Annotated in this window: 1 protein-coding gene (only partly in view); it reads left to right on the top strand. The window is 73.5% G+C overall.

Translation table 11 applies throughout. The features are described 5' to 3' along the window. Window positions 1-22,030, top strand: the 3' portion of a protein-coding gene (locus H4J02_RS13510) for a hypothetical protein (RefSeq protein ID WP_187675054.1). It extends 8,276 nt beyond the left edge of the window; only the last 22,030 of its 30,306 coding nucleotides appear in the window; its start codon lies off the left edge, out of view; it ends in the stop codon at window positions 22,028-22,030.

The following is a 22,030-nucleotide window of genomic DNA, read 5'->3' as shown; positions in this document are numbered from 1 at the left end:
CGCGAAGGTCGACAACCGCGCGGTCGTGCCGGCCAACCTCAGCATCACGGCATCCGGCCTCACCCTGCGCGCGGGCACAGCCGACGTCGCGGGCGACACCACCTCGACCTCGACGGCGAACTCGGTCGCGGGCGCCGCGGGCGACGTCTCCGTCGCCGGTTCCGCCGCCATCGTGCTCGTCGACCACGCGACGACCGCCGCCCTCGAGGCGGGCGTCACCCTCACGGGTGGCGACCTCGTGATCGACGCGGATGCCGACGTCGCCTCCACCGCGACGGCCCTCCCCGCGGGAGACGGCGCGGTCGGCGGCTCGGTCGGCATCGGCGCCGCGGTCGCCCTCGTCATCCTCGACGTCGCGACGGATGCCGTGCTGCGCGCGGGCGTCGGCGTCGCGGGCGCGCGCGACATCCTCCTCACCGCCGACACCACGAGCGCCGGAACCGCGACCGCGAAGATCGGCGCCTCGGGCGGCGTCGCGGTCGCCCCGGCCGTCGGCATCGTGCTCTCGACCGTCGCGACGCGCGCGATCGTCGGCACGGGCGGCACGCTCAGCCCCGCGCGCGACCTGAGCCTCGCGGCGACCCAGAACGCCTCCGCGACCGCGAACGGCGGCGCGAGCGCCACGAGCTCGGGCTCGGCGGCCGTCGGCATCGCGCTCGGCCTCGCGATCGCGACCCACTCGGCCACCGCGACGCTGCAGCGCGTCGTCGTCGCCGGGCGCGACCTCTCGCTCGCGGCGACGAGCATCTCGTCCGCGACTGCCACCGGCTCCGCCTCAGCGGGCGGCGCCCCCGCGGAGGACGACCCCGACGCACCCGACACGTCGACGCCCGACACCGAGGGCAAGACGGGCGTCGACAAGCAGGTCGCGGGCCAGCGGAAGTTCGCCGACACGACGGCGGGCGACAACGGCATGGCGACCTCGGGCGACGCCGCGGCGCCGAGCGCCGAGACCTCGGGCGGGCCGATCTCGGTCGCCGCGGCCGTCGGCGTCGTCATCTCGACGGTCATCGCGCGCACCGTCATCGACACGATGGTGCCGACGCTCACGGCGGGCGGCGTCGTCACGCTCACGACGCGCGCATCCGCCGACTCCTCGGCCACGGCCGACGGCTCGTCGACCTCGCCCGACGGCTCCGCGTCGATCGGCGCGGGCGTCGCGCTCGTGCTCTCGGAGCTCCGCGACGAGGCCGTCGTGCCCGCGACCGTCACGATCACCGCGAACGGCCTCGAGGCCCGCGCCGAGGTCGCGCCCGACGGCGGCGACGACGCCTCGACCGTGACGGCGACGGCCTCCTCGGGCGCCGCCGGCAAGGTCTCCGTCGCGGGGTCCGCGGCGATCGCCCTCATCGACCACGTGACCGCGGCGCGTGTGCTCGGCACCCTGAACCTGCAGGGTGGCGACCTTGTGCTCGTCGCGACCTCGGCGCTCGCCGGAGTCATCAAGGCGCTCCCGGTCGGCGCGGGCTCCACGGCCTCGGGCAGCGTCGGCGTCGGTATCTCGTTCGCCTTCGCGCTCGTCGACGCGTCGACGACGGCCGAGATCGGGAACGGCGTCGTCGTCACCGGCGCCCGCGACGTGACGCTCGAGGCGACCGCCGCATCCGACGTCTCGGCCGAGGCGAAGATGGGCGCCGCGGGGGGCGGGGTCACGATCACGCCGGCCGTCGCGCTCGTGCTCTCGAACGTCGCGTCTGCGGCCACCGTCGGAACCGGATCCCTCGCGCTCGCGGGCTCGCTGCGCATCGCATCCGCGCTCGACGCCACCGCATCGGCGACCGCGGGGGCGGAGGCGACGGGCGCGAGCACCGCCGCGGTCGGCATCGGCCTGGGTCTCACGATCGCGAACCACAGCTCGCTCGCGACCCTCGCGCGCAACGTCGTCGCGGGTGCGGCCGTCACGATCTCGGCATCCGCGATCTCGTCGGTCACCGCGAAGGGCTCGGCGTCGGCCGCGGGCGCTCCCGCCGAGACGAGCGACGACACGAGCGATGGCGACGGGGACGGCAAGACGGGCGTCGACGAGCAGGTCGGTTCGCAGCGCGAGCACGCCGACAAGGTCGCGGGCGACCGCGGCATGAAGAGCTCGGGCTCGACCGAGACCCCCTCGGCGGAGACCTCCAGCGGCTCCGTCTCGGTCGCCGCAGCCGTCGGCATCGCGCTCTCGACCGTCACGGCCCGCACCCTCATCACGGGCGCCGTCACCTCCATCCAGGCCGGCACGAGCGTCACGCTCGCCTCGGCGATCAACGCGGATGCCGCATCCAGCGCCGACGGGTCGGCGACCGACGGCGGCACGGCCGCGATCGGCGCGGGCGTCGCGCTCAGCTACGCGGTGCACCGCAACGAGGCGGTCGTGCCCGCGACCCTCACCGTCACGACGAACGGTCTCGTCGTCTCGGCGACCGTCGCGGTGAAGGGCGCCGACGACACCTCCACGATCACGGCGGATGCCTCCTCGGGCGCAGCCGGCGGCGTCTCCGTCGCCGGGTCGGTCGGCCTCGCGATCGTCGACCAGCTCACCCGCGCCGCCATCCTCGGCACCGTCGTCTCGACGGGCGGAGACGTCACCCTCACGGCGACGGCGAACATCTCCGCCACGGCGAAGGCGCTCCCCGTCGGCGCGGGCTCGAGCGGATCGGGCAGCGTCGGCATCGGCGTCTCCTTCGCCTTCGTGCTGCTCGACGACACCACGACGGCCGAGATCGGCGACGGCGTGTCGATCACGGGCGCGCGCGACATCGGGCTCGAGGCGACCGCGGCATCCGTCGCGACCGCCGAGGCGAAGATGGGCGCTAAGGGCGGCACCGTCGCCGTCACGCCCGCGGTTGCCCTCGTGCTCTCCAACGTGACGGCGGCCGCGAGGGTCGGCACCGGCTCGCTCACGCTCTCGGGCTCGCTGCGGGTCGTATCGGTGCTCGACGCCGCGGCGACGACCACGGCGGGCGCGGAGGCGACGGGTGCGAGCAGCGCGGCGGTCGGCATCGGGCTGGGCCTCACGATCGCGAACCACAGCTCGCTCGCGACGCTCGCGCGCAACGTCGTCGCGGGTGCGGCCGTCACGATCTCGGCGAGCGCCATCTCCTCCGTGTCGGCGACGGGCTCCGCCTCGGCCGCCGGCGCCCCCGCCGAGACGAGCGACGACACGAGCGACGGCGACGGTGACGGCAAGACGGGCGTCGACGAGCAGGTCGGTTCCCAGCGCGAGCACGCCGACAAGGTCGCGGGCGACCGCGGCGTCAAGAACTCCGGCTCGACCGAGACCCCCGCGGCCGAGACCTCGGGCGGCTCGGTGTCGGTCGCGGCGGCGGTCGGCATCGCGCTCTCGACGGTCACCGCGCGCGCCCTCATCACGGCGGCCGTCACCTCGATCCAGGCGGGCACGATCGTGACCCTCGCGTCGGCGATGAACGCGGATGTCGCATCCGGCGCCGACGGGTCGGCGACCGACGGCGGCACGGCCGCGATCGGCGCGGGTGTCGCCCTCAGCTACGCGAAGCATCGCAACGAGGCCGTGCTCCCGAGCACGCTCACCGTCACGACCCGCGAACTCGTGATCTCGGCGACCGTGGCCGTGAAGGGCTCCGACGACACCGCGACCGTCACCGCCGCGGCCTCCTCGGGCGCCGCGGGCGGCGTCTCCGTCGCGGGCTCGGTCGCGCTCGTCATCATCGACCAGCAGACGCTCGCCTCGATCGACGGCACGGTCGTCTCGACGGGCGGCGACGTGACGATCACGGCCGCGTCGAAGCTCACCTCGACAGCCACCGCGCTGCCGGTCGGTGCGGGCTCGACCGCGAGCGGCAGCGTCGGCATCGGCGTCTCGTTCGCGTTCATCCTGCTCGACGACCGCGTGAGCGCCCTCGTCGCCGACGGTGTCTCGATGACGGGCGCGCGCGACCTCGTGCTCGACGCGAGCACCCGCACCTCGGCGACCGCGGAGGCCCGCATGGGTGCCGAGGCGTCCGGATCGGGTGGCGGCTCCGGTGGCGGCTCCGGCGGCGGGTCGGGCGGCTCCGGCCGCGACTCGAGCGGCGTCGCCGTGGTCCCGGCTGTGGCGCTCGTGCTCTCCAACGCGACGACGATCGCGCGGGTGGGCCTCGCATCCGCCGCCCCCTTCACCGTGACGCGCGACCTCGTCATCCGCGCCGCGCAGCACGCGACGGCAGCCGCGACCGGCGGTGCCACCGCGACCGCCGGCAGCGCCGCCGTCGGCATCGCCCTCGGCCTCACGATCGCGCCGCACGGCGCCACCGCGACGCTCGCGCGCGACGTCACGGCGGGCCGCGACATCCGCCTCATCGCGAGCGTCGTCTCGTCGGCTTCGGCGACGGGCCAGGCCTCGGCCGCGGGTGCGCCGGAGGAGGAGCCCGAGGACTCGACCCCCGACGGCGAGGGCCGCACGGGCGTCGACAAGTCGGTCGGCTCGCAGCGCGACTACGCCGACACGGCCGCGACGCGCAACAACGTCAAGGGCTCCGGCAGCTCGACCACGCCGAACGCCGAGACCTCGGGCGGCGCCGTCGCGATCGCCGCGGCCGTCGGCATCGTCATCTCCGACGTCACCGTCGAGGCGGGCGTCACGAGCGACGTGACCCTGCTCGTCGCGGGCGGCACGATCGAGCTCGCCTCCTCGGCGAACGCGGATGCCGCATCCGCCGCCGACGGGTCGGCGACCGACGGCGGCAGCGCGGCGATCGGCGCGGGCGTCGCCCTCACGCTCGCGAACGTCAGCAACCGCGCGGTCGTGCCCGCCTGGCTCACGGTGCGCGCGCAGAACCTCGTGCTCTCGGCGACCGTCGCCGTCGACGGCGCCGACCACACCGCGACCGTCACGGCGGCGTCGACGGCCGGTGCCGCGGGCGGCGTCGGCGTCGCAGGCTCGGTCGCGATCGTCATCGTCGACCAGGACGCGCTCGCCGCCATCCACGGCACGGTCGAGCTGACGGGCGGCGACATCACGGTCACGGCGGCCTCCGACCTCGTCGTGACCGTCACGGCTCTTCCCGCCGAGGACGGCGTCACGGGCAAGAGCGTCGGCATCGGCGTGGCCTTCGGGCTCGCGCTCGTGACCGACGACGTGCACGCGCTCATCGCCGACGGCGTCTCGGTGACGGGCGCCCACGACGTCACGCTCGCGGCCTCCGCCATCGTCGTCTCCTCGGTCGAGGCGCGGATGGGCGCCGCGGCGACCGACACCTCGTCCGGCGGCAGCGGCGGCAGTGGCGGATCCGGAGGCTCGGGCGGCTCGGGCGGCAGCGGAGGATCGGGCGGCTCCTCGGGCGGCGTGGCCGTGACCCCCGCGATCGCGATCATCATCTCCAACATCACGACCGACGCCCGGGTGGGCCTCGCCTCCGCCGACGGCCCGCTCGAGCTCACGGGCTCGCTGAGCCTCACGGCGACGCAGGACGCGACGGCGGGCACGACCGCCGGGGCGAAGGCCTCCGCGAGCTCCGCCGCCGTGGGTGTGGGCCTCGGCCTCACGATCGCCAACCACGGCGCTCTCGCCGAGCTCGCGCGCATCGTCGACGCGGGCGAGCACATCACCCTGCGCGCCTCGAGCCGCTCGGTCGCGACCGCGGCGGGCGAGGCGTCGGCATCCGGCAACGCGCCCAAGGGCGACGAGGACACCGCCGACGGCAAGTCGCGCACGGGCGTCGACAAGGAGGTGGGCGCGCAGCGCGACTACGCCGACACGGCATCGACCAAGTACGGCGGGTCGGGCTCCGGCTCGGCCACGACGCCCTCCGCGAAGACGAGCGACGGCGGCGTCTCGATCGCCGCGGCCATCGGCATCGTCATCTCGACCGTCGTCGCCACCGCGCGCGTCACGACGGATGTCACGCTCCTGACCGCGGGCGGCACCGTCACGCTCGCCTCGTCCGCGAACACCGACGCCACGAGCACCGCCGACTCCTCGGCTACGCAGCCCGCCTCGGGCGGCTCGGGCGGCTCGGGCGGATCGGGCAGCGGCTCCTCGTCGGTCGCGATCGGCGCCGCCGTCGCCCTCACGATCTCGAACGTCACCAACCGCTCCGAGGTGCCGGCCTGGCTCACGGTGCGCGCGAACGCGCTCGTCGTCTCGGCCACCGTCACCGTCGTCGGCTCCGACGACACCGCGACGGTCGGTGCGGCGTCCGCGTCGGGCGCGGCGGCATCCGTCTCGGTCGCCGGATCGGTCGCCATCGCGATCGTCAACCAGGAGACCTACGCGGGCATCTCGGGCGTCGTCGAGCTCACGGGTGGCGACGCGACGATCACCGCCGCCTCGAAGCTCGTCTCGACCGTCAAGGCGCTGCCCGTCGGCCTCGGTGCCGTCACGAGCGGCGGCTCGGTCGGCGTCGGCGTCTCGTTCGCCCTCAACCTCGTGCTCGACGAGACGACGGCGGCGATCGAGGCGGATGCCGAGCTCACGGGGGCGCGCAACCTCACGATGACCGCGACGGCCCGCGTCGACGCCTCGACCGAGGCGCGCATGGGCGCGGCGATCGTGTCCTCGGGCTCGGGCGGCTCGGGCGGCTCGGGCGGCAGCGGAGGCTCGGGCGGATCCGGCGGCTCCAGCGGTGCGGCGGTAGCCCCCGCGATCGCCGTCACGAGCTCCGACGTCAAGACCACGGTGCGCATCGCCGCGATCGCGGGCGGCGACCTCCTCGAGCTCACCGGCGCCCTGAGCGCCGTCGCCACCCAGCGCGTGTCGGTCGTCACGAAGGCGACCGCCGAGGCGACGGGCGGCTCGCAGGCGTCCGTCGGCGTCTCCCTCGCCCTCACGCTCGCCGACCACGCCGTGCTCGCGCGCACTGACCGGAACATCACGGCGGGGGAGGGCATCGAGTTCGGCGCCCTCGGCTCCTCGCACAACGAGTCGCACGCCGAGGCGTCGGCGTCGGGCGCGAAGGGCAAGGCCGACAACGCCGGCGAGACGGCCCCGTCGAGCCAGGGCACGGTCGGCGACAAGCTCACGACGCAGCGGAACTTCGCCGGCACGACGTCGACCGCCAACGGCGGCAAGGGCGTGCGCAACAGCTCCACGAACCCGGGCGCGCAGAGCTCCGACGGCGAGGTCACCGTCGCCGCCGCGATCGCGCTCACGATCGCCGACGTCTCCGCGATCGCCGAGCTGCCCGACGGCCTCACCCTCACCGCGGGCGGCGCGGTCGTGCTGCGCGCGAGCCAGAACGCCGACGCGATCTCCTCCGCCGACGGCACGGCCGTGCACGCGACGAGCGCGGGCATCGGCGCGGCCGTCGCCATCAGCGTCATCGACCTCGTCAACCGCGCGGGCCTCGGCCAGAACACGACGGTCGTCGCGAACGGCTTCACGGCATCCGCGACCATGACCGACGTCGACGGCGACCGCGTGCACACGACCTCCTCGACGAGCGAGTCGGGCGCCGGTTCGACCGACGTCGCGGTCGCCGGCTCCTTCGCCCTCAACGTCACGACGACGCAGACGCAGGCCGTCATCCCCTCGACCGCGGTCGTCTCCGCGGGCACGGGCGACGTCGTGCTGCGGGCGGAGAACCACCGCATCGACACCGCGACGGCGAAGGCGGATGCGGCGCTCGCCAAGTCGGGCAAGACGGGCGTCGGCGCCTCGGTCGCCATCAACCCCGTGCTCGACAACGTGACGCGCGCCGAGATCGAGGACGGCGCCGTCATCTCGGGCGGCGCGGACGTCACGATCGAGGCGATCTCGTCCGACACCGTCACGACGGTCGTCAAGGCGGGCTCCGCGGGCTCCTCGACGGCCGTGAGCCCCGCCGTCGGCATCACGATCGTGCAGCACACGACGATCGCCCGCGTCGGATCCTCCGCCGCGACCTGGACGGTCACGGGCAGCGTCACGATCCGCGCGAGCCACGAGGGCTCGACGTCGACGACGGGCGACGCGCGCGCGGTCGGCGACGGCGTCGCGGTCGGCGCCATCATCGCGATCAACGTCGTCGACGTCGAGACGACCGCGACGACGCGGCGCTCGCTCGAGGCGGGCGGCTCCATCACGCTCGCGGCCCGCACCGTGACCGCCGCGACGGCCGAGGCGGAGGCGAGCGCCGAGGGCAAGAGCACCTCCACGGTCGGCGGCTCCAACTCCGACGAGCAGGCTCAGCACCAGGTGAACAGCACGCCCGCGACGCAGGGCAAGGGCATCACGCTCCCGTCGAGCTCGACCCAGGTGTCGAACGGCAACAGCCAGGCCTCGTCGCAGGGCGGTCAGGGCTCCGACGGCGTCGGCCTCGGCGCGGCCGTCACCGTCAACTGGGTCACGATCGACACGATCGCCGACATCCCCGCCGACCTCGTCATCACGGCGGGCGGCTCGGTCGGCGTCCTTGCCGAGAACGGCGTCGACGCGACCGCCAAGGCGACGGGCACCTCGCTCAAGACCGGCAGCACCAACATCGGCGCGGCGATCGCCCTCAACTACGTCGACGTCACCGACCGCGGCTCGATCGGCGACCGCGTCGTCGTCACCGCGGGCGGCACGGTCACGGTCACGGCCGTGACCCCGGCGAACGCGCGCAACGACTTCATCGCCTGGGGCATCGCGGCCGCGGGCGGCACGGGCCAGGCCTCGGTCGCCGGGTCGATCGCCGTGCAGGTGCTCCTGCTCGACAACATCGCGTCGATCGGCCAGGGGGCGCGGATCACGACCGACGGCGGCGTCGTGCTCGCGGCGTCGAACCCCATGGGCCTCCAGTCGGTCGCCGCGGCGGGCGCCCTCTCGACGAGCGGATCGGGCATCGGCGCCGCGATCGTCGTCAACGTCATCGACATCGACACGATCGCCCGGATCGCGTCGACCTCCGCCGCCCCGGTCGTCATCGACGCGCGCGGCGCGATCTCGCTCACGGCGACCTCGGGCATCGTCGCCCTCGCCGTCGACCCGATCCTCGACTTCGATATCCCCGACGTCTCCGCCGTCGCCCTCGCGGGTGGCGCGAGCGTCGGCCAGACGGCCGTCGGCGGCTCGCTCATCGTCGATGTCGTGAACATCGCGACGCGCGCCGAGCTCGGCGACGCCGCATCCGTCAACCAGACGATCGGAGAGGTGCCCGGCCAGTCGCTCTCGCTGCGCGCCGAAGACCACACCGAGTTCGTCGAGCTCGCGGGCGCCATCGGCCTCACGACCGGCTCGGCGGGCGTCGGCTTCGCGCTCGTGCTCGACGTCTTCAACAAGGACGTGCGCTCGATCATCGGCTCGGGCGTGCGGGCGACCGTCAGCGGCAGCGTCTCCGTCGTCGCGATCGCGAGCGAGTCGTTCACGATGCTCGCCGCGGGTGCCGCGGCCGCGCAGAGCGCCGGAGTCACCGGCTCGTTCGTCGTGCTCATCGTCAACCAGGGCGCCGACAGCGGAACCCGCGCGCGCATCGAGGGCGGGCAGGCCACCCCGAGCATCATCACGGCCGGCGGCAACATGACGATCACGGCCCAGGACGACGTGCGCGACTCCCTCCTCTTCGCGGGCGGCGTCGCCGCGGGCGGCACGGCGGGCGTCGGCGTCTCGTCGGTCGTGCTCGTGCGTACCGGCAAGGTGGATGCGGGCATCGCCGAGTACGACCGAATCGTCGCCCGCGGCACGACGGGCCTCTCGATCGCCGCGACCCAGTCGGAGGACTTCGACGCGACGGCCGTCGCGGGCGCCGCCGGCGGCACCGCGGGTGTCGCGGGCTCGGCGACCGTAGCCGTCCACAACAACACGACCTATGCGCACATCGACCGCGGCGTGAACGTCAACGGCGACAACCTCGGCGCGCTCGCGACGCAGGGTGTGAGCCTGCTCGCATCCGACACCACGACGAGCACGGGACGCGCCGGCCAGCTCGCCCTCGGCGGCACGGCGGGCGTCGGAGCGGGTGCCGACGTCCAGGTCATCACGAAGGACACCCGGGCGTGGATCGCACCGGGCGCGGCCGTCGCCGCGAACGGGAACGTCACGATCGACGCCCAGTCGCGCGAGGACGTCGTCTCGATCTCGGCGGGCGGCTCGGGCGGCGGCACCGTCGGCGTGGCTGTCAACGCGGCCGTCTCCGTCTTCACCATCACGACCCAGGCGAGCGTCGGCGAGGTCTGCGCCGCCGCGACCGCGACCGCCCTCAGCTGCGCGGCATCCCGCACGACGGTGCGCGCGGGCGGCAGCGTCCGCATCGCCGCGGACGACGCCCTCGAGCTCGACATCATCGCCGGCTCCCTCGCGGTCGGCGGCACCGCGGGCGTCGGCGCGGCGGCGGCCGTGCCGGTCATCACGAAGACCACCCAGGCGTTCATCGGCGACAACTCGATCGTCCACGGCCTCGGCCGCCTCGGCGGCATTCGCGTCACGACGGGCGGCTTCGTCATCGACGCGATCGACACGCGCTTCACCCCGCAGTCGGCCGTGCAGCCCGACGGCGTCACGATCCGCCTGCCCTACGCGCACGGCCTGAAGGACGGCCAGACCGTCGTCTACGACGCGGGCGGCGGCACCGCGATCGGCGGCCTCACGAGCGGCGCGAGCTACGTCGTGCACCGCGTCAACGACACGGATGTGCGCCTCTCGCCCGTCGGCGGCGGCGCGATCATCGGGCTCACCGCTGCCACCGCGACCGGCCAGTCGCACCGCCTCGTCGACGGCCAGTCGGCCGCCCTGCCCGCGAACGAGTCCCCGTACTTCGACCCGAAGGCCCCCGGCGCCGTCTCGGGCACGAGCATCGCGCTGCCGTACAACCCGGGCGTCGGCTCGGGCGACTCGGTCATCTACAGCTCGGGCGGCGGCGCCCCGATCGGCGGCCTCGTCGACGGCGGCAGCTACTACGTCAAGGTCACGGGCGGCAGCCTCCAGCTCACGACGCAGAAGTGCCTCACCGAGACCCCGGTGCCCGCCGGCTGCACGGGCTCGTTCATCGCCCTCGACCCCTCGGTCGCGACCGGCCGCGGCCACAGCATCGTCAAGCAGGGCGCGCAGCCCTCGCCCGACCCGGCCGCGACCTCCGGCGTGCGCATCGTCACCCCGGCGTCCGACAGCGACTTCACGGGCGTCGCCGTCACGGCGACCTCGAGCGACGACATCGCGGGCGTCGGCGTGAGCGCCGCCATCTCGGGCGTCGCGGGGGTCGGCGTGGGCGGAAGCGTCAACGTCGTCACGAGCCGCACGCTCGCCTTCGTGGGCCGCATCGCCGAGGTCGTCGCGGGATCCGCCGGCAACCCGGCATCCGTGCTCGTCGCGGCGGGCCACGACCTCAACGTGCTCATGGTGTCGGCCGTCGCCGCGGGCGGCACGGCGGGCGTCGGCGTGAGCGCGACGGTCGGCGTCATCGACCTCGACACGGATGCCGAGCTGCGGGCGGGCGCGAACGTCACCTCCACCGCCGACACCGTCGTCTCGGCGCGCGGCCACGAGGAGATGGTCGCGGTCGCGGCCACCGCATCCGGCGGCCTCGTCGGCGTCGCGGGCGCCGTGACCGTCATCGTGCTCGACGTGCACACCCACGCGACCCTCGAGCGCGTCACGATCGACGCGGGCGGCAGCGTCGTCGTCGACGCGGTGGACGACACGAGCATCGTGGTCGCGGCGGGCGGCGCGGCCGGCGGCTTCGTCGGCGTCGGCATCGGCGTCGGCGTGACCGCGGCGAGCAAGAGCACGCAGGCCTACGTCGCCCCGGGCACCGTCATCGACGCGGACGGGGCGGCGACCCCCGTCGGCGGCATCCTCACGGGCTCGTTCGGCAGCAGCGCGTTCGGCGACTTCGGCCTCCGCCCCGGCTTCTCCGGTGTCGCCGTGCAGGCCCGCTCGACGCAGGACGTATTCGGGCTGACGGTCGCCCTCGGCGCCGGGTTCGTGGGCGTCGCGGGCGGTGTGACGACGACGATCATGACCGTCACGACGCGCGCGATCGTCGACTCCACGCAGACCGCCCGCACGCGCATCAACCAGAACACGACGCCGGGCGCCGAGCAGTCGGTGAGCATCACGGCCGCCAACGCGAGTCGCACCCTCACGGTCGCGGGCGGCATCGCGGGCGGCGCGGTGGGCGTCTCGGGCGGCGTCGACGTCGGCATCCTCGCGGTGAGCACGCAGGCCTACGTCGGGCCGTACGCCACCATCAGCGTCGCGCGCGACTTCTCGCTCTCTGCCCTCGCCTCCGCGAGCATCACGAGCTTCGGCCTGAGCGTCGCGGGCGGCGCCGTGGGCGTCGCGGGCGCCGTCTCGGTCTGGACCTTCGGCACCGAGGCGAAGGACGACTACAGCGACGGCGACGAGTCGGCGAACGCGCTCGAGCCCGACGGGCAGGACGTGCGCGACGACGCCGACTCGACCGCATCCGGCCAGGGCTCGCACGGCTACACCTCGATCCTCTCGGGCGCCGGGTCGAACACCGGCTCGAAGGCGGATGCCCACGTCGCCTCCGCGGTCTCCTCCGCGAACAGCGGGCTCGTCGCCTCGGCCCCCGGCGCGAGCGTCGTGAGCGACGCGTTCGACGCCGACGACCTCCCGCGCGGCACGAGCGCGACGATCGGCGCCGACGTCACGATCACAGCCGGGCGCCACGTGGGCGTGCGCGCCGAGGAGTCGAACGCCTACCTCGGCGTCGCGGGCGCCGCGGCCGCCGGAGCGGGCGCGATCGGCGGCGCCGTCGCGATCGCCAACCTGCGCAGCAACGTCGACGCGGGCATCTCGACGCGCGTCTCCATCACGGCGGGCGGGAACGTCGCGGTCGAGGCGAAGCTCACCGAGCGCTCGACGGGCATGGCGTTCGCCGGTGCGGCGGGGGCGTTCACGCTCGCGGGCCAGTTCCTCATCATCGACAGCGACGGCGTGCAGCACGCGCACATCGACGACGGCGCGAGCATCCCGTTCGCGGGCGGCGTCGTCTCGGCCGACGCGACGGCCGACCGCCGCATCGAGGGTCTCGGGGTCGGCGCCAGCGTCGGCGCCGTCGCCGTCGGCGCCTCGGTCGTGCTCCCGCGCCCCGTCGGCGACACGACGGCCCGGATCGGCGTCGTGAGCATCGGAGGCTCGGGTGCCTCGGGCGGCCTGCGCGTGCTCGCCGACTCCACGATCGTCGTGCCCGTGCAGGTCTACGCGATCGGCGGCGGCGCGATCACCGTGACGGGCGCCGGCGGCGTCGCGGAGATCCCCGGGCGCACCTCGGCGACGTTCGCGGGCACCGCGATCCTGAGCGGCGGCGCGACGATCTCCGCCATCGGACGGCACACCGCGAACGTCTACCTGCTGTCGGTCGCCGTCAGCGGCGCCTCGGTCGGCGTAAGCTACGCCGACGCCGCCGTCTCGCGCGACACGGTCGCGACGCTCACCTCGGGTGCCTCCATCACCGCGGCCGGCGCCGTGCGGGTGACCGCCGACACGCGGAACGCGGCGACGGCGATCGCGGACGCCGCGAGCGGCTCGATCATCGGGTTCTCGGCGCTCAGCACCTCGGCGACCGTCTCCGGTGCGACGGATGCGATCGCGCTCGGCCGCATCCTCGCCTCCGGTTCCGTGGCCGTCTCGGCCACCGGCCAGAACCGCGCGGTGGCGGACGCCCTCCTCGTGGCGGTCTCGCTGTTCGCGGGCGGAGCCGGGCTCGAGCTCACGGCCACCGTCGAGGCGTCGGCGCGCATCTTCGCCCGCCTCGCCTCGCCCTCCACGGTCATCAGCTCGGGCGGCGTGCTCGTCTCGGCGCGCGAGGCGACCGACGGCGCGGGCCGCTCGATCGCCTCGGCGACCGTCGACGCGGGCGGCGGCGGCCTCTACGCGGGCAGCGCCTACTACGCGGACGCCGCCTTCCGCGCACCCGTCACGGCGCAGCTCGAGGGCTCGGTCGTCGCCGGCTCCGGCTCGACCGGCGCGACGGCGTCGTCCAACCGCGCAGCCATCGCATCCCTGTCCAGCTTCGGCATCGGCGGTCTCACCGCCTCGTTCTCGTACACCCGCGCCGTCATCGAGACGACCGCGGCGACGACGGCGCGTGTGTGGGGCGGCACGATCCTCGCGGGCGGGGCGGTCGTCGCGACCGCCGCATCCGTGCAGACCGCCGACGTCGACACCGACACCGTCGCCCTGGGCCTCGCCGCCGTGAGCGTGCAGCTGCCGACGGCGCGGATCTCGGCCGCCACGACGGCGACCCTCGAGAACCCCACGACGAGCGTCGGCGCGGTGCTCGGTGCGACATCGCGCAACCACGCGACGGTCGACGCCGACTTCGTCTCCATCAGCGGCATCGGCGTCTCCTACGCCGGCGCCATCGCCACCGTCGACGCGAACGCGAAGACCGAGGCGCAGGTGCTGCTCGCCGGGCAGAACTTCGACGCGGGTGCGGGCGACGTCGTCATGACGGTGGGCGCGGACAACCTCCTGCGCGCGTCCATCGATCAGGCGGGCGGCGGCCTCGTCAACATCAACCTCATCACCACGAGCGCGACCCTCAGCGCGCTCACGCGCGGCTACATCGCCGCCGGCACGGCCGTGAGCCGCGGATTCTCCCTCGTCAACACGACGACCTCGGTGCTCGAGTCGATCGTCAAGCTGCTCTCCATCAGCGTGCTCGGAGGCGGCGCGGGGCTCACGGCGACCGCCCTGCAGACGGGCGACGCCGACACGATCGCCGAGGTCGCGATCGGCGCGGGCGGGCTCACGGCGAGCGGCGCGATCGTCGTGACCGCCGACGCGAGCAACACGCTCGCCTCCGCGCTCACGACGCAGGGCGGGGCCATCATCCGCGGCGAGTCGACGCTCGTCACGAGCGCCGCGCGCTCCGCGACGCGAGCGACGTTCGACGGCGCGGTGCTCGACTCGACGAGTGCGACCGTCTCGGCGGATGCCGACAACACCGCCACCGCGAACCTCAAGAAGCAGGGCGGCAGCCTCGCCGAGGTCGCCGACGTGCAGGCGTGGGCCGAGATCTACGCCGAGGCCGAGACGACGGCCCGCTTCGGCACGGGCCGCCTGCAGGTGCGCACGGGCGGCGGCGTGCTCATCTCGGCGGAGGCCCGCAACCGCACGGATGTCGAGACCGACTCGGTCGCGGGCGGTCTCGTGGGCGTCGGCATGGGCAAGCCGAGCTCGCGGGTCAGCACGCCGACCCGGGCCGAGTTCCAGGGTCAGCTCGTCGGCGGAGCCACCGTCGCGATCCTCGCGAAGGCCGCCAACACCGCGCTCATCCGCGGTGGCGGCCTCGCCGCGGGCCTCGTGGGCGTCTCGACCCTCTCGCCCTACGCGCGGATCGCCGCGAGCGCGACCGTCACGGCGATCGTCGCGAGCGGCGCACGCATCTCCTCGCCGCTCGCCGCGGTCTCGCTGCGGGCCGAGAGCACGAACACCGCGACCTCGCGAGCGGGCGCCGTCGGCGCGGGCTTCGTGGGCGTCGACGCGGCCGACCCGCAGGCGGAGATCCTCAACGCGACGGGCGCGTACCTGTGGGGCGACATCCGGGGCGCCACCGATGCTCTGCCGGGCGCCCGCAGCCTCGACATCGTCGCGGCAGCTCTCGACCTCGCGACCGCGATCCTCAGCTCCTCCGGGGGCGGCGTCGTGCGGGCCGGAACGGGCTCCGCGACCGCGACGGTGAACAGCGACGTCACCCTCGAGCTCGGACGCGACGTGCCGGCCGGCACCCCCGCATCCGTCATCGTCGTCGACGGGAACATCGCGCTCACGGCCAACCACACTCCGGGCGCGGTCTCGTCGACCGAGAGCGAGGGCGGCGGCGCCGTCAACGTCGACACCAACTCGGCGAGCGTCTCCAACACCCCCGACCTGCGCCTCGAGATCCACGACCGCACGAAGGTCACCGCCTACGGCTCGATCGCCATCACGACCGGCTACAACGTGTCGGCGCCGCCCGTGCCCGACCCGGCCCGCTACTTCCAGAGCGTCGACGTCGGCCAGGACCGCATCACGTTCACCGCGGCGCACGGCTTCACGACGGGCATGACGGTCACGTACTCGGCCGGAGGCGGCCCCGTCACGGGCGGCCTCGCCGAGGGCCTCGTCGCGAACGTCATCGTCGTCGACGAGCACACCATCATGCTCGGCAGCGAGTTCGAGGGCGCGCAGGTCGACGCGGCGGGCAACATCATCCGCTTCGGCCGCAGCTACACCTACACGGACGAGATGGGCACGCACACCGAGTTCGTCGCGCTCGGCCACGGCTTCACCGACGGTCAGACGGTCGTCTACCGCGCGAACGGTGCGAGCATCCCGGGCCTCGTCGACGGCAAGACCTACATCGTGCGGGTCGTCGACGAGACCGGCATCCAGCTGTTCGACCCGCTCGCACCCATGACGCCGATCGCGCTCGTCGTGCTCTCGATCGACGATTTCGACGACCCGGATGTCGAGGGCGACGAGGCGGTCGACACGATCAACGCCGGCAACTCGTACACGAACGGCCAGATCGTGATCTACCACGCGCCGACTCCGGCGCAGAGCTTCCAGGGCGGCTTCGTCGACCTGCAGGTCGACGGCAGCGGCAACCTCGTGCAGAACGCCCAGGGCAAGTTCGTGTCCCAGGACAACAACATGATCTGGATCCCGGCGCACGGCTTCACGACCGGCACGCGTCTCGTCTACAGCTCGGGCACGGGCGCTCCCATCCCGGGTCTCGTCAACGGCGCCCACTACTGGGTCATCCGCATCGACGCCAACCGCATCCAGCTCGCCGCGAGCTTCTGCAAGGCGGTGGGCGCCGCGGGAGGCGCGAGCTGCATCGTCGACACCTTCGAGTGGGACGAGATCGTCGGGGAGGACGAGGACGGCAACCCGATCGTCGTGCATCACTCCGACCCCATCTACGAGACGGTCACCCCGCTGCCGATCTCGGCCGGCGCCGACGCCGAGCACAAGCTGTTCCGCATGAACCAGCGCCCCATCGACGGCCTCGTCGACGGCGCCCAGTACTACGTCGTCAACGCGACGGGCACGAGCTTCCAGCTCGCGTCGACCCCCGGCGGACCCGCGATCGACATCTCGGTCGCCGGACGCGGCGCCCTCGACGCCGTCGGCTCGTTCGTCTCCGGTCCCGTCGACCTCGGCGTCGGCACGGGCACCGGGCGCCTCGTGTTCGACCTCGGCTCGTTCGGCTCCAACGCGGAGAAGCTCACGCCGGTCGGCGCGGCGGAGCCGGTTCCCGCGGGCTCGTACATCACCTCGGCGACCGTGCGATCGAGCGGCGGCGGCGCGGTCAACGTCGGCAAGGCCCGCACGAGCTCGACGGTCGACGCCGACATCGACGTCATCATCGGCGCGGGCGCCGTCATGACGAGCGGGGCGGGTGCCGACATCACCGACACCGAGAGCTTCACGATCACGACCGACGCCTACGGCGACAGCCAGTCGCTCTCGACGAACGGCGGCGGCGGTCTCGTGTCTGTCGGCAACGCCCGCGCCGTCTCCAAGGTCGACGTCACGACGAAGGTCGTGATCGAGAGCGGCGCCGTGCTGACCTCCGGGTGGGACCTCGTCATCCGCCCCGTCACGCGTGGCCGAGTCGTCGGCACCTCGTCGTCGAGCCAGGGCGGCCTCGGAGCGGGCGTCAAGGCGGAGGCCTACGGCGAGGTGCTCCTCACGACGACGATCGACATCGACGGCTCGCTCATCGCCGAGCACCTGCTCACGATCGCCGGCTACGCGCAGCCCAACGGCAGCCTCGACGCGCGTGCCAACGGCGCGGGCCTCGGCGCCGACACCGCGGGCAACGACTGCGGCAACGACTGCCGCCTGCGCGTCGACGCGAAGGTCGCCATCGACATCGCGGGCTCCTCGACGCTGCTGCAGGGCGACGAGATCCTCATCCTCGCCGTGATGGGAACGGATGCCGCCGGCAACAAGGGCGTGCTGAGCTCCTACGCGTACAGCAAGGCCAAGGCCCTCGGCGCCGACTCCGACGCCACGGCGATCATCGACATCACGGGCGGCGCGAGCATCGCCATCCAGCCGGGCGTGCGCCTGACCGGATGGGAGACCATCAGGATCGCCGCCGAGACGCGCGACTTCGACGCGAACGCCACCTCCTCCGCGAACTGCTCGTGCGGCGGCGGCGACACCGACTCCACGGCGCGCGTCACGACCACCACGACGAGCAGCGTCTCCGCCGCGCCGACCGTGCGCGTGCACACCTGGCGCCTCGACGTCGAGGCGACCTACATCCAGGGCGGTCGCTCGGTCCACGCGCCCGCCGACGAGGCGTTCCTCGACGACGGCGACCAGAGCGCCACGGCCCCGACGACCGGCAACCGCCCGATCCACTGGGAGGCGGATGTCGTGCTGCACGCCGCCGACCCGCAGCTCGTGATCGACGCGAACGGCAAGATCCTCAAGATCTACAACCTCGTCGCACGGCGCACGCTCGGCGGCGTCGCCTACGCGGTCGGCGAGCACGTCATCCCCGGTGCGACCGTCTACGTCGACCCGATCGTCAACCTCGGCGGCGCGATCGCGAACTTCACCATCAACGCGACCCCGATCGGCGGCAACCGCAACCTCACGGGCGTGCTCGGAAGCTTCCAGCTGCAGCCGACCTTCGACTTCGTGCACATCTACAACTGGTCGAACAGTCCGATCCAGCTCTCGGGCATCGACGTCGTCAACCTCACGAACCTCGCGGCGACCGTGAGCGAGCGCGCGTACAACGAGGTGGTGAACTTCCGGTACACGATCCGCACGGCGGACTTCGTGCGGACGTTCGTAGAGATCGTCAACTTCCCCGTCGTCGGGGCGTCGAACGACATCATCCTGACGGGCGAGATCTACAACCCGATCGGCGACGTGCTCATCGACAGCGGCAACGGCGACATCCGCTCCGAGAACGCGGGACCGTTCGACATCGTCGCGAACGACGTGCGGCTCTCCGCACGCAACGGCTCGATCGGCGTGCTCGGCGCGGCGCCCGGCACGCGCGTCGGCATCGCCGTGCGGCTCATCGAGTACCGCTCCGGCCCCACCGCAAGCCCCACGAACAACACGATCTCGATCGCGCTCGAGGCGAAGCACGACGTGGTCGTCGACCTGCAGGTGCTCCGCCGCAGCACGCTCGCGGGCGCGCTCACCTGGTCGATCGGCGCGATCGTCGCGGGCGGCGCGGTCGACATCGCCGTGCTCGACAGCGCGCGGAGCACGACGCTCGCCGCGTTCCCCGGTCACGAGATCCAGGACGACGTGTACGACGCGCCGTCCGCCGGGGGCAGCAGCTACGGCGGCACCGTGGCCCCGACCGGGCTCTACTCCGTCTACTTCTACCCCGACGGCGCCTACTCCTTCGACGACGTCGTGCTCATCGCGTTCGACCGGAACCCCGCGAACGAGACGCCGGCCGACAGCACGTTCATCTTCACCGACGTGCGCGCGGGCGAGCTCATCTCGATCCACCACGACTCGACGGCGACGCGCGTCATGCTCTCGGTGCTCTCCGACATCGACGCCGACATCGCCGACCCGTACGTCACGGGCGCGTGGTGGTCGCAGAGCGACGGCGCCGGCCGCATCGACCTCTTCACGAACGGCTGGATCTGGGATCGCGAGACCCGCGGCGACATGCTCGTCGGCACGATCGAGTCGACCGGCTCCGACGTGGAGCTCTACGCGTTCGACACGCTCGCCTCGATCCTCGATGCGACGGGCGACGCCGACGCGGACGTCATCGGCACGCGCCTGTGGATGGAGGCGAACGGCACGATCGGCACCGCGGCCGACGCCCTGGAGATCCGCTCGTCGAACGCGATGCGCGGCTGGGTGCTCGCCACGGCTCCGCTCGGCATCTACCTCGTGCAGACCGCGGGCGACCTCGTGCTCCGCACGGTGACCGCCTCCGCGGGCGATGTCTCGCTCACGGCCCTCGACGGCTCGATCGTCAACGACGTCGACGACGCGACGACCCGCGTCGCCGGTCTCTCGATCGACCTCATCGCGATCGGCGGCCACATCGGCTCCGCGGCGGGCTCCGCCGACATCCGCGTGAACACGGCCACGACGGGCCGGCTCCTGGCCGAGGGTGAAGACGGCGTCTACGTGACCGAGGTCTCGGGTCCGCTCACGCTCCTGCTCGGCGCCTCCGCGGCAGGCTCCGTGCGCATCACGGTGCCGTACGCCGCCGGCCGCACGGATGCCGACCTGATCCTGCTGCCGTCGGGCGACACCGTCGACGGCTCGCGCACGATCGCGGTGGGCGGAGCGGATGCGGCGGGCACCGTCGAGCTGCGCGCGGGCAACGACGTGGAGGCTCCGCTCGGCACGCTCATCCGCGGCGACCGCATCACGGTGCGCACCGCCTTCGGCCAGAACCCGGCCGCCCCCGTCGGCACGACCGCGTACTTCGGCGGGGAGATCACGGCCACGGGTGCCGTGCCCTCCGTGCACGTCTTCGGCGGCAACGGGCGCGACGAGGTGACCTTCTTCGAGACGGTCATCGACGGCCACACGACGGTCTACGGCGGCGCGTCCGCCACGACTTCGGGCAACGACGGCAACGACCTCGTCACGATCACGCGCATCACGATCCTGCCGGGTGTGCATCCCGGCGACGGCGGCGACGACTTCGACGGGCTCGACGTGCCCAACTCGCTGCGCGTCGACGGGCAGAACGGCTCCAACCACGTCGAGGTGACGCTGTGGGGCATCGACGACCCCGACCATCACGAGACGCGCATCGAGGTCGTCGGCACGGGCACCGACCCGCGCGCGATCAACACCCTCACCGTCAACGCCTCCGACGGCGACGACATCGTGCTGCTGCGCGCGATCACGCAGATCGCGGGCCTGCCGGCGCGGCGCCCGGCGATCGTCGCGGTCGCGACGGGCGACACGACGGTCGAGCGCGTGAGCTACGACCGCAGCGTCAACGGCAAGCTCACGGTCAACGGCCTCGACGGCGACGACCGCTTCGTCTTCGACGACACGAGCGCGCCCACGACGGTCAACGGCGGCGACGGCGACGACACCTTCCTCGTCGGCCAGTTCTACGAGAACCCGCGCACGGCCCCGTACGTCGACGCGCTCGACGCCTTCGCGACGACGCTCACCGACCTCGGCTACCTCAGCAACGGCGTGAGCCGCCCGGCCGTGCTCTACGGCCAGGCAGGCGACGACCGCTTCGTCGTGAGCTCGAACGTCTCCGAGCTGCGGCTCGAGGCGGGCACGGGCGACGACGAGTTCGTCTTCATCACGAGCACCTTCACCGACACGAGCGGCCCCGACCCCGTGACGGCGCCCGTCGAGCAGGGCTTCGTCTCGGTCGACGCGGGCACGGGCGACTCGACGATCGTCGTGCAGGCCCTGGATGCGGCGCTCGTCGACATCGCCACCGTGCTCGAGGACGTGCTGTGGTGGACGGTGAGCGGCCTCGGTCTCGCCCTCGACCTCTACGGCTTCGCGGCGTTCCCGGCGGTCGTGCTGACGCAGACGCCGGCGCAGCCGTACGGCCTGCCGGGCGAGTCGGATGTGCGCCTGCTGCTCCGCACCGCGGCCGACATCACGCCGCCCTACGTCTTCCTGAACCGCGGCGGCGACGGCCTCGTCATCATCACCGAGACGGGCGGCTGGACGAACGTCTCTCCCGCGGGCCCGCTCACCGACTCGTACACCGTGCGCCTCGCGCGCGCGGCGACCGCGACGGTCTACATCACCTTCACGACCGCCTACGGTGCGGGCGAGCCGTTCGCCCTGTTCTCGATCGACGGCGGCCTCACGTGGCTCGCGAGCGCCGTGCTCGCGATCGACGGCGACGACCTCTCCGAGCACACCGTGCTCGTGCGCTGGGTCGGCACCGCGCCGACGCTCGCCGACCTGCCCCCGGGCGCGTCCGTCGTGACGATCAGCCACACCGTCGCGAGCGCCGACCCCGACTTCGACGGCACCGACGTGCGCAACGTCTACGTCAACCTCTTCAAGGACGCGTTCCTCGTCGTCGTCGACGACGGCGACGACGGCGACGACCCGGATGAGGGCGGGCTCGCCGCATCCGGCGCCGCATCGCTTCCGCTCGTCGGCTGGGCGCTCCTCCTGCTCCTGCTCGGTGCGGCGGCGCTCGTCCTCGCGTACCGCCGCCGCACCGTCTGA

This window comes from Protaetiibacter sp. SSC-01 (assembly GCF_014483895.1).
Lineage (GTDB): Bacteria > Actinomycetota > Actinomycetes > Actinomycetales > Microbacteriaceae > Homoserinibacter.
Note: the sequence above shows the minus strand (reverse complement) of the source record. Positions and strands in the feature narration are given on the sequence as shown.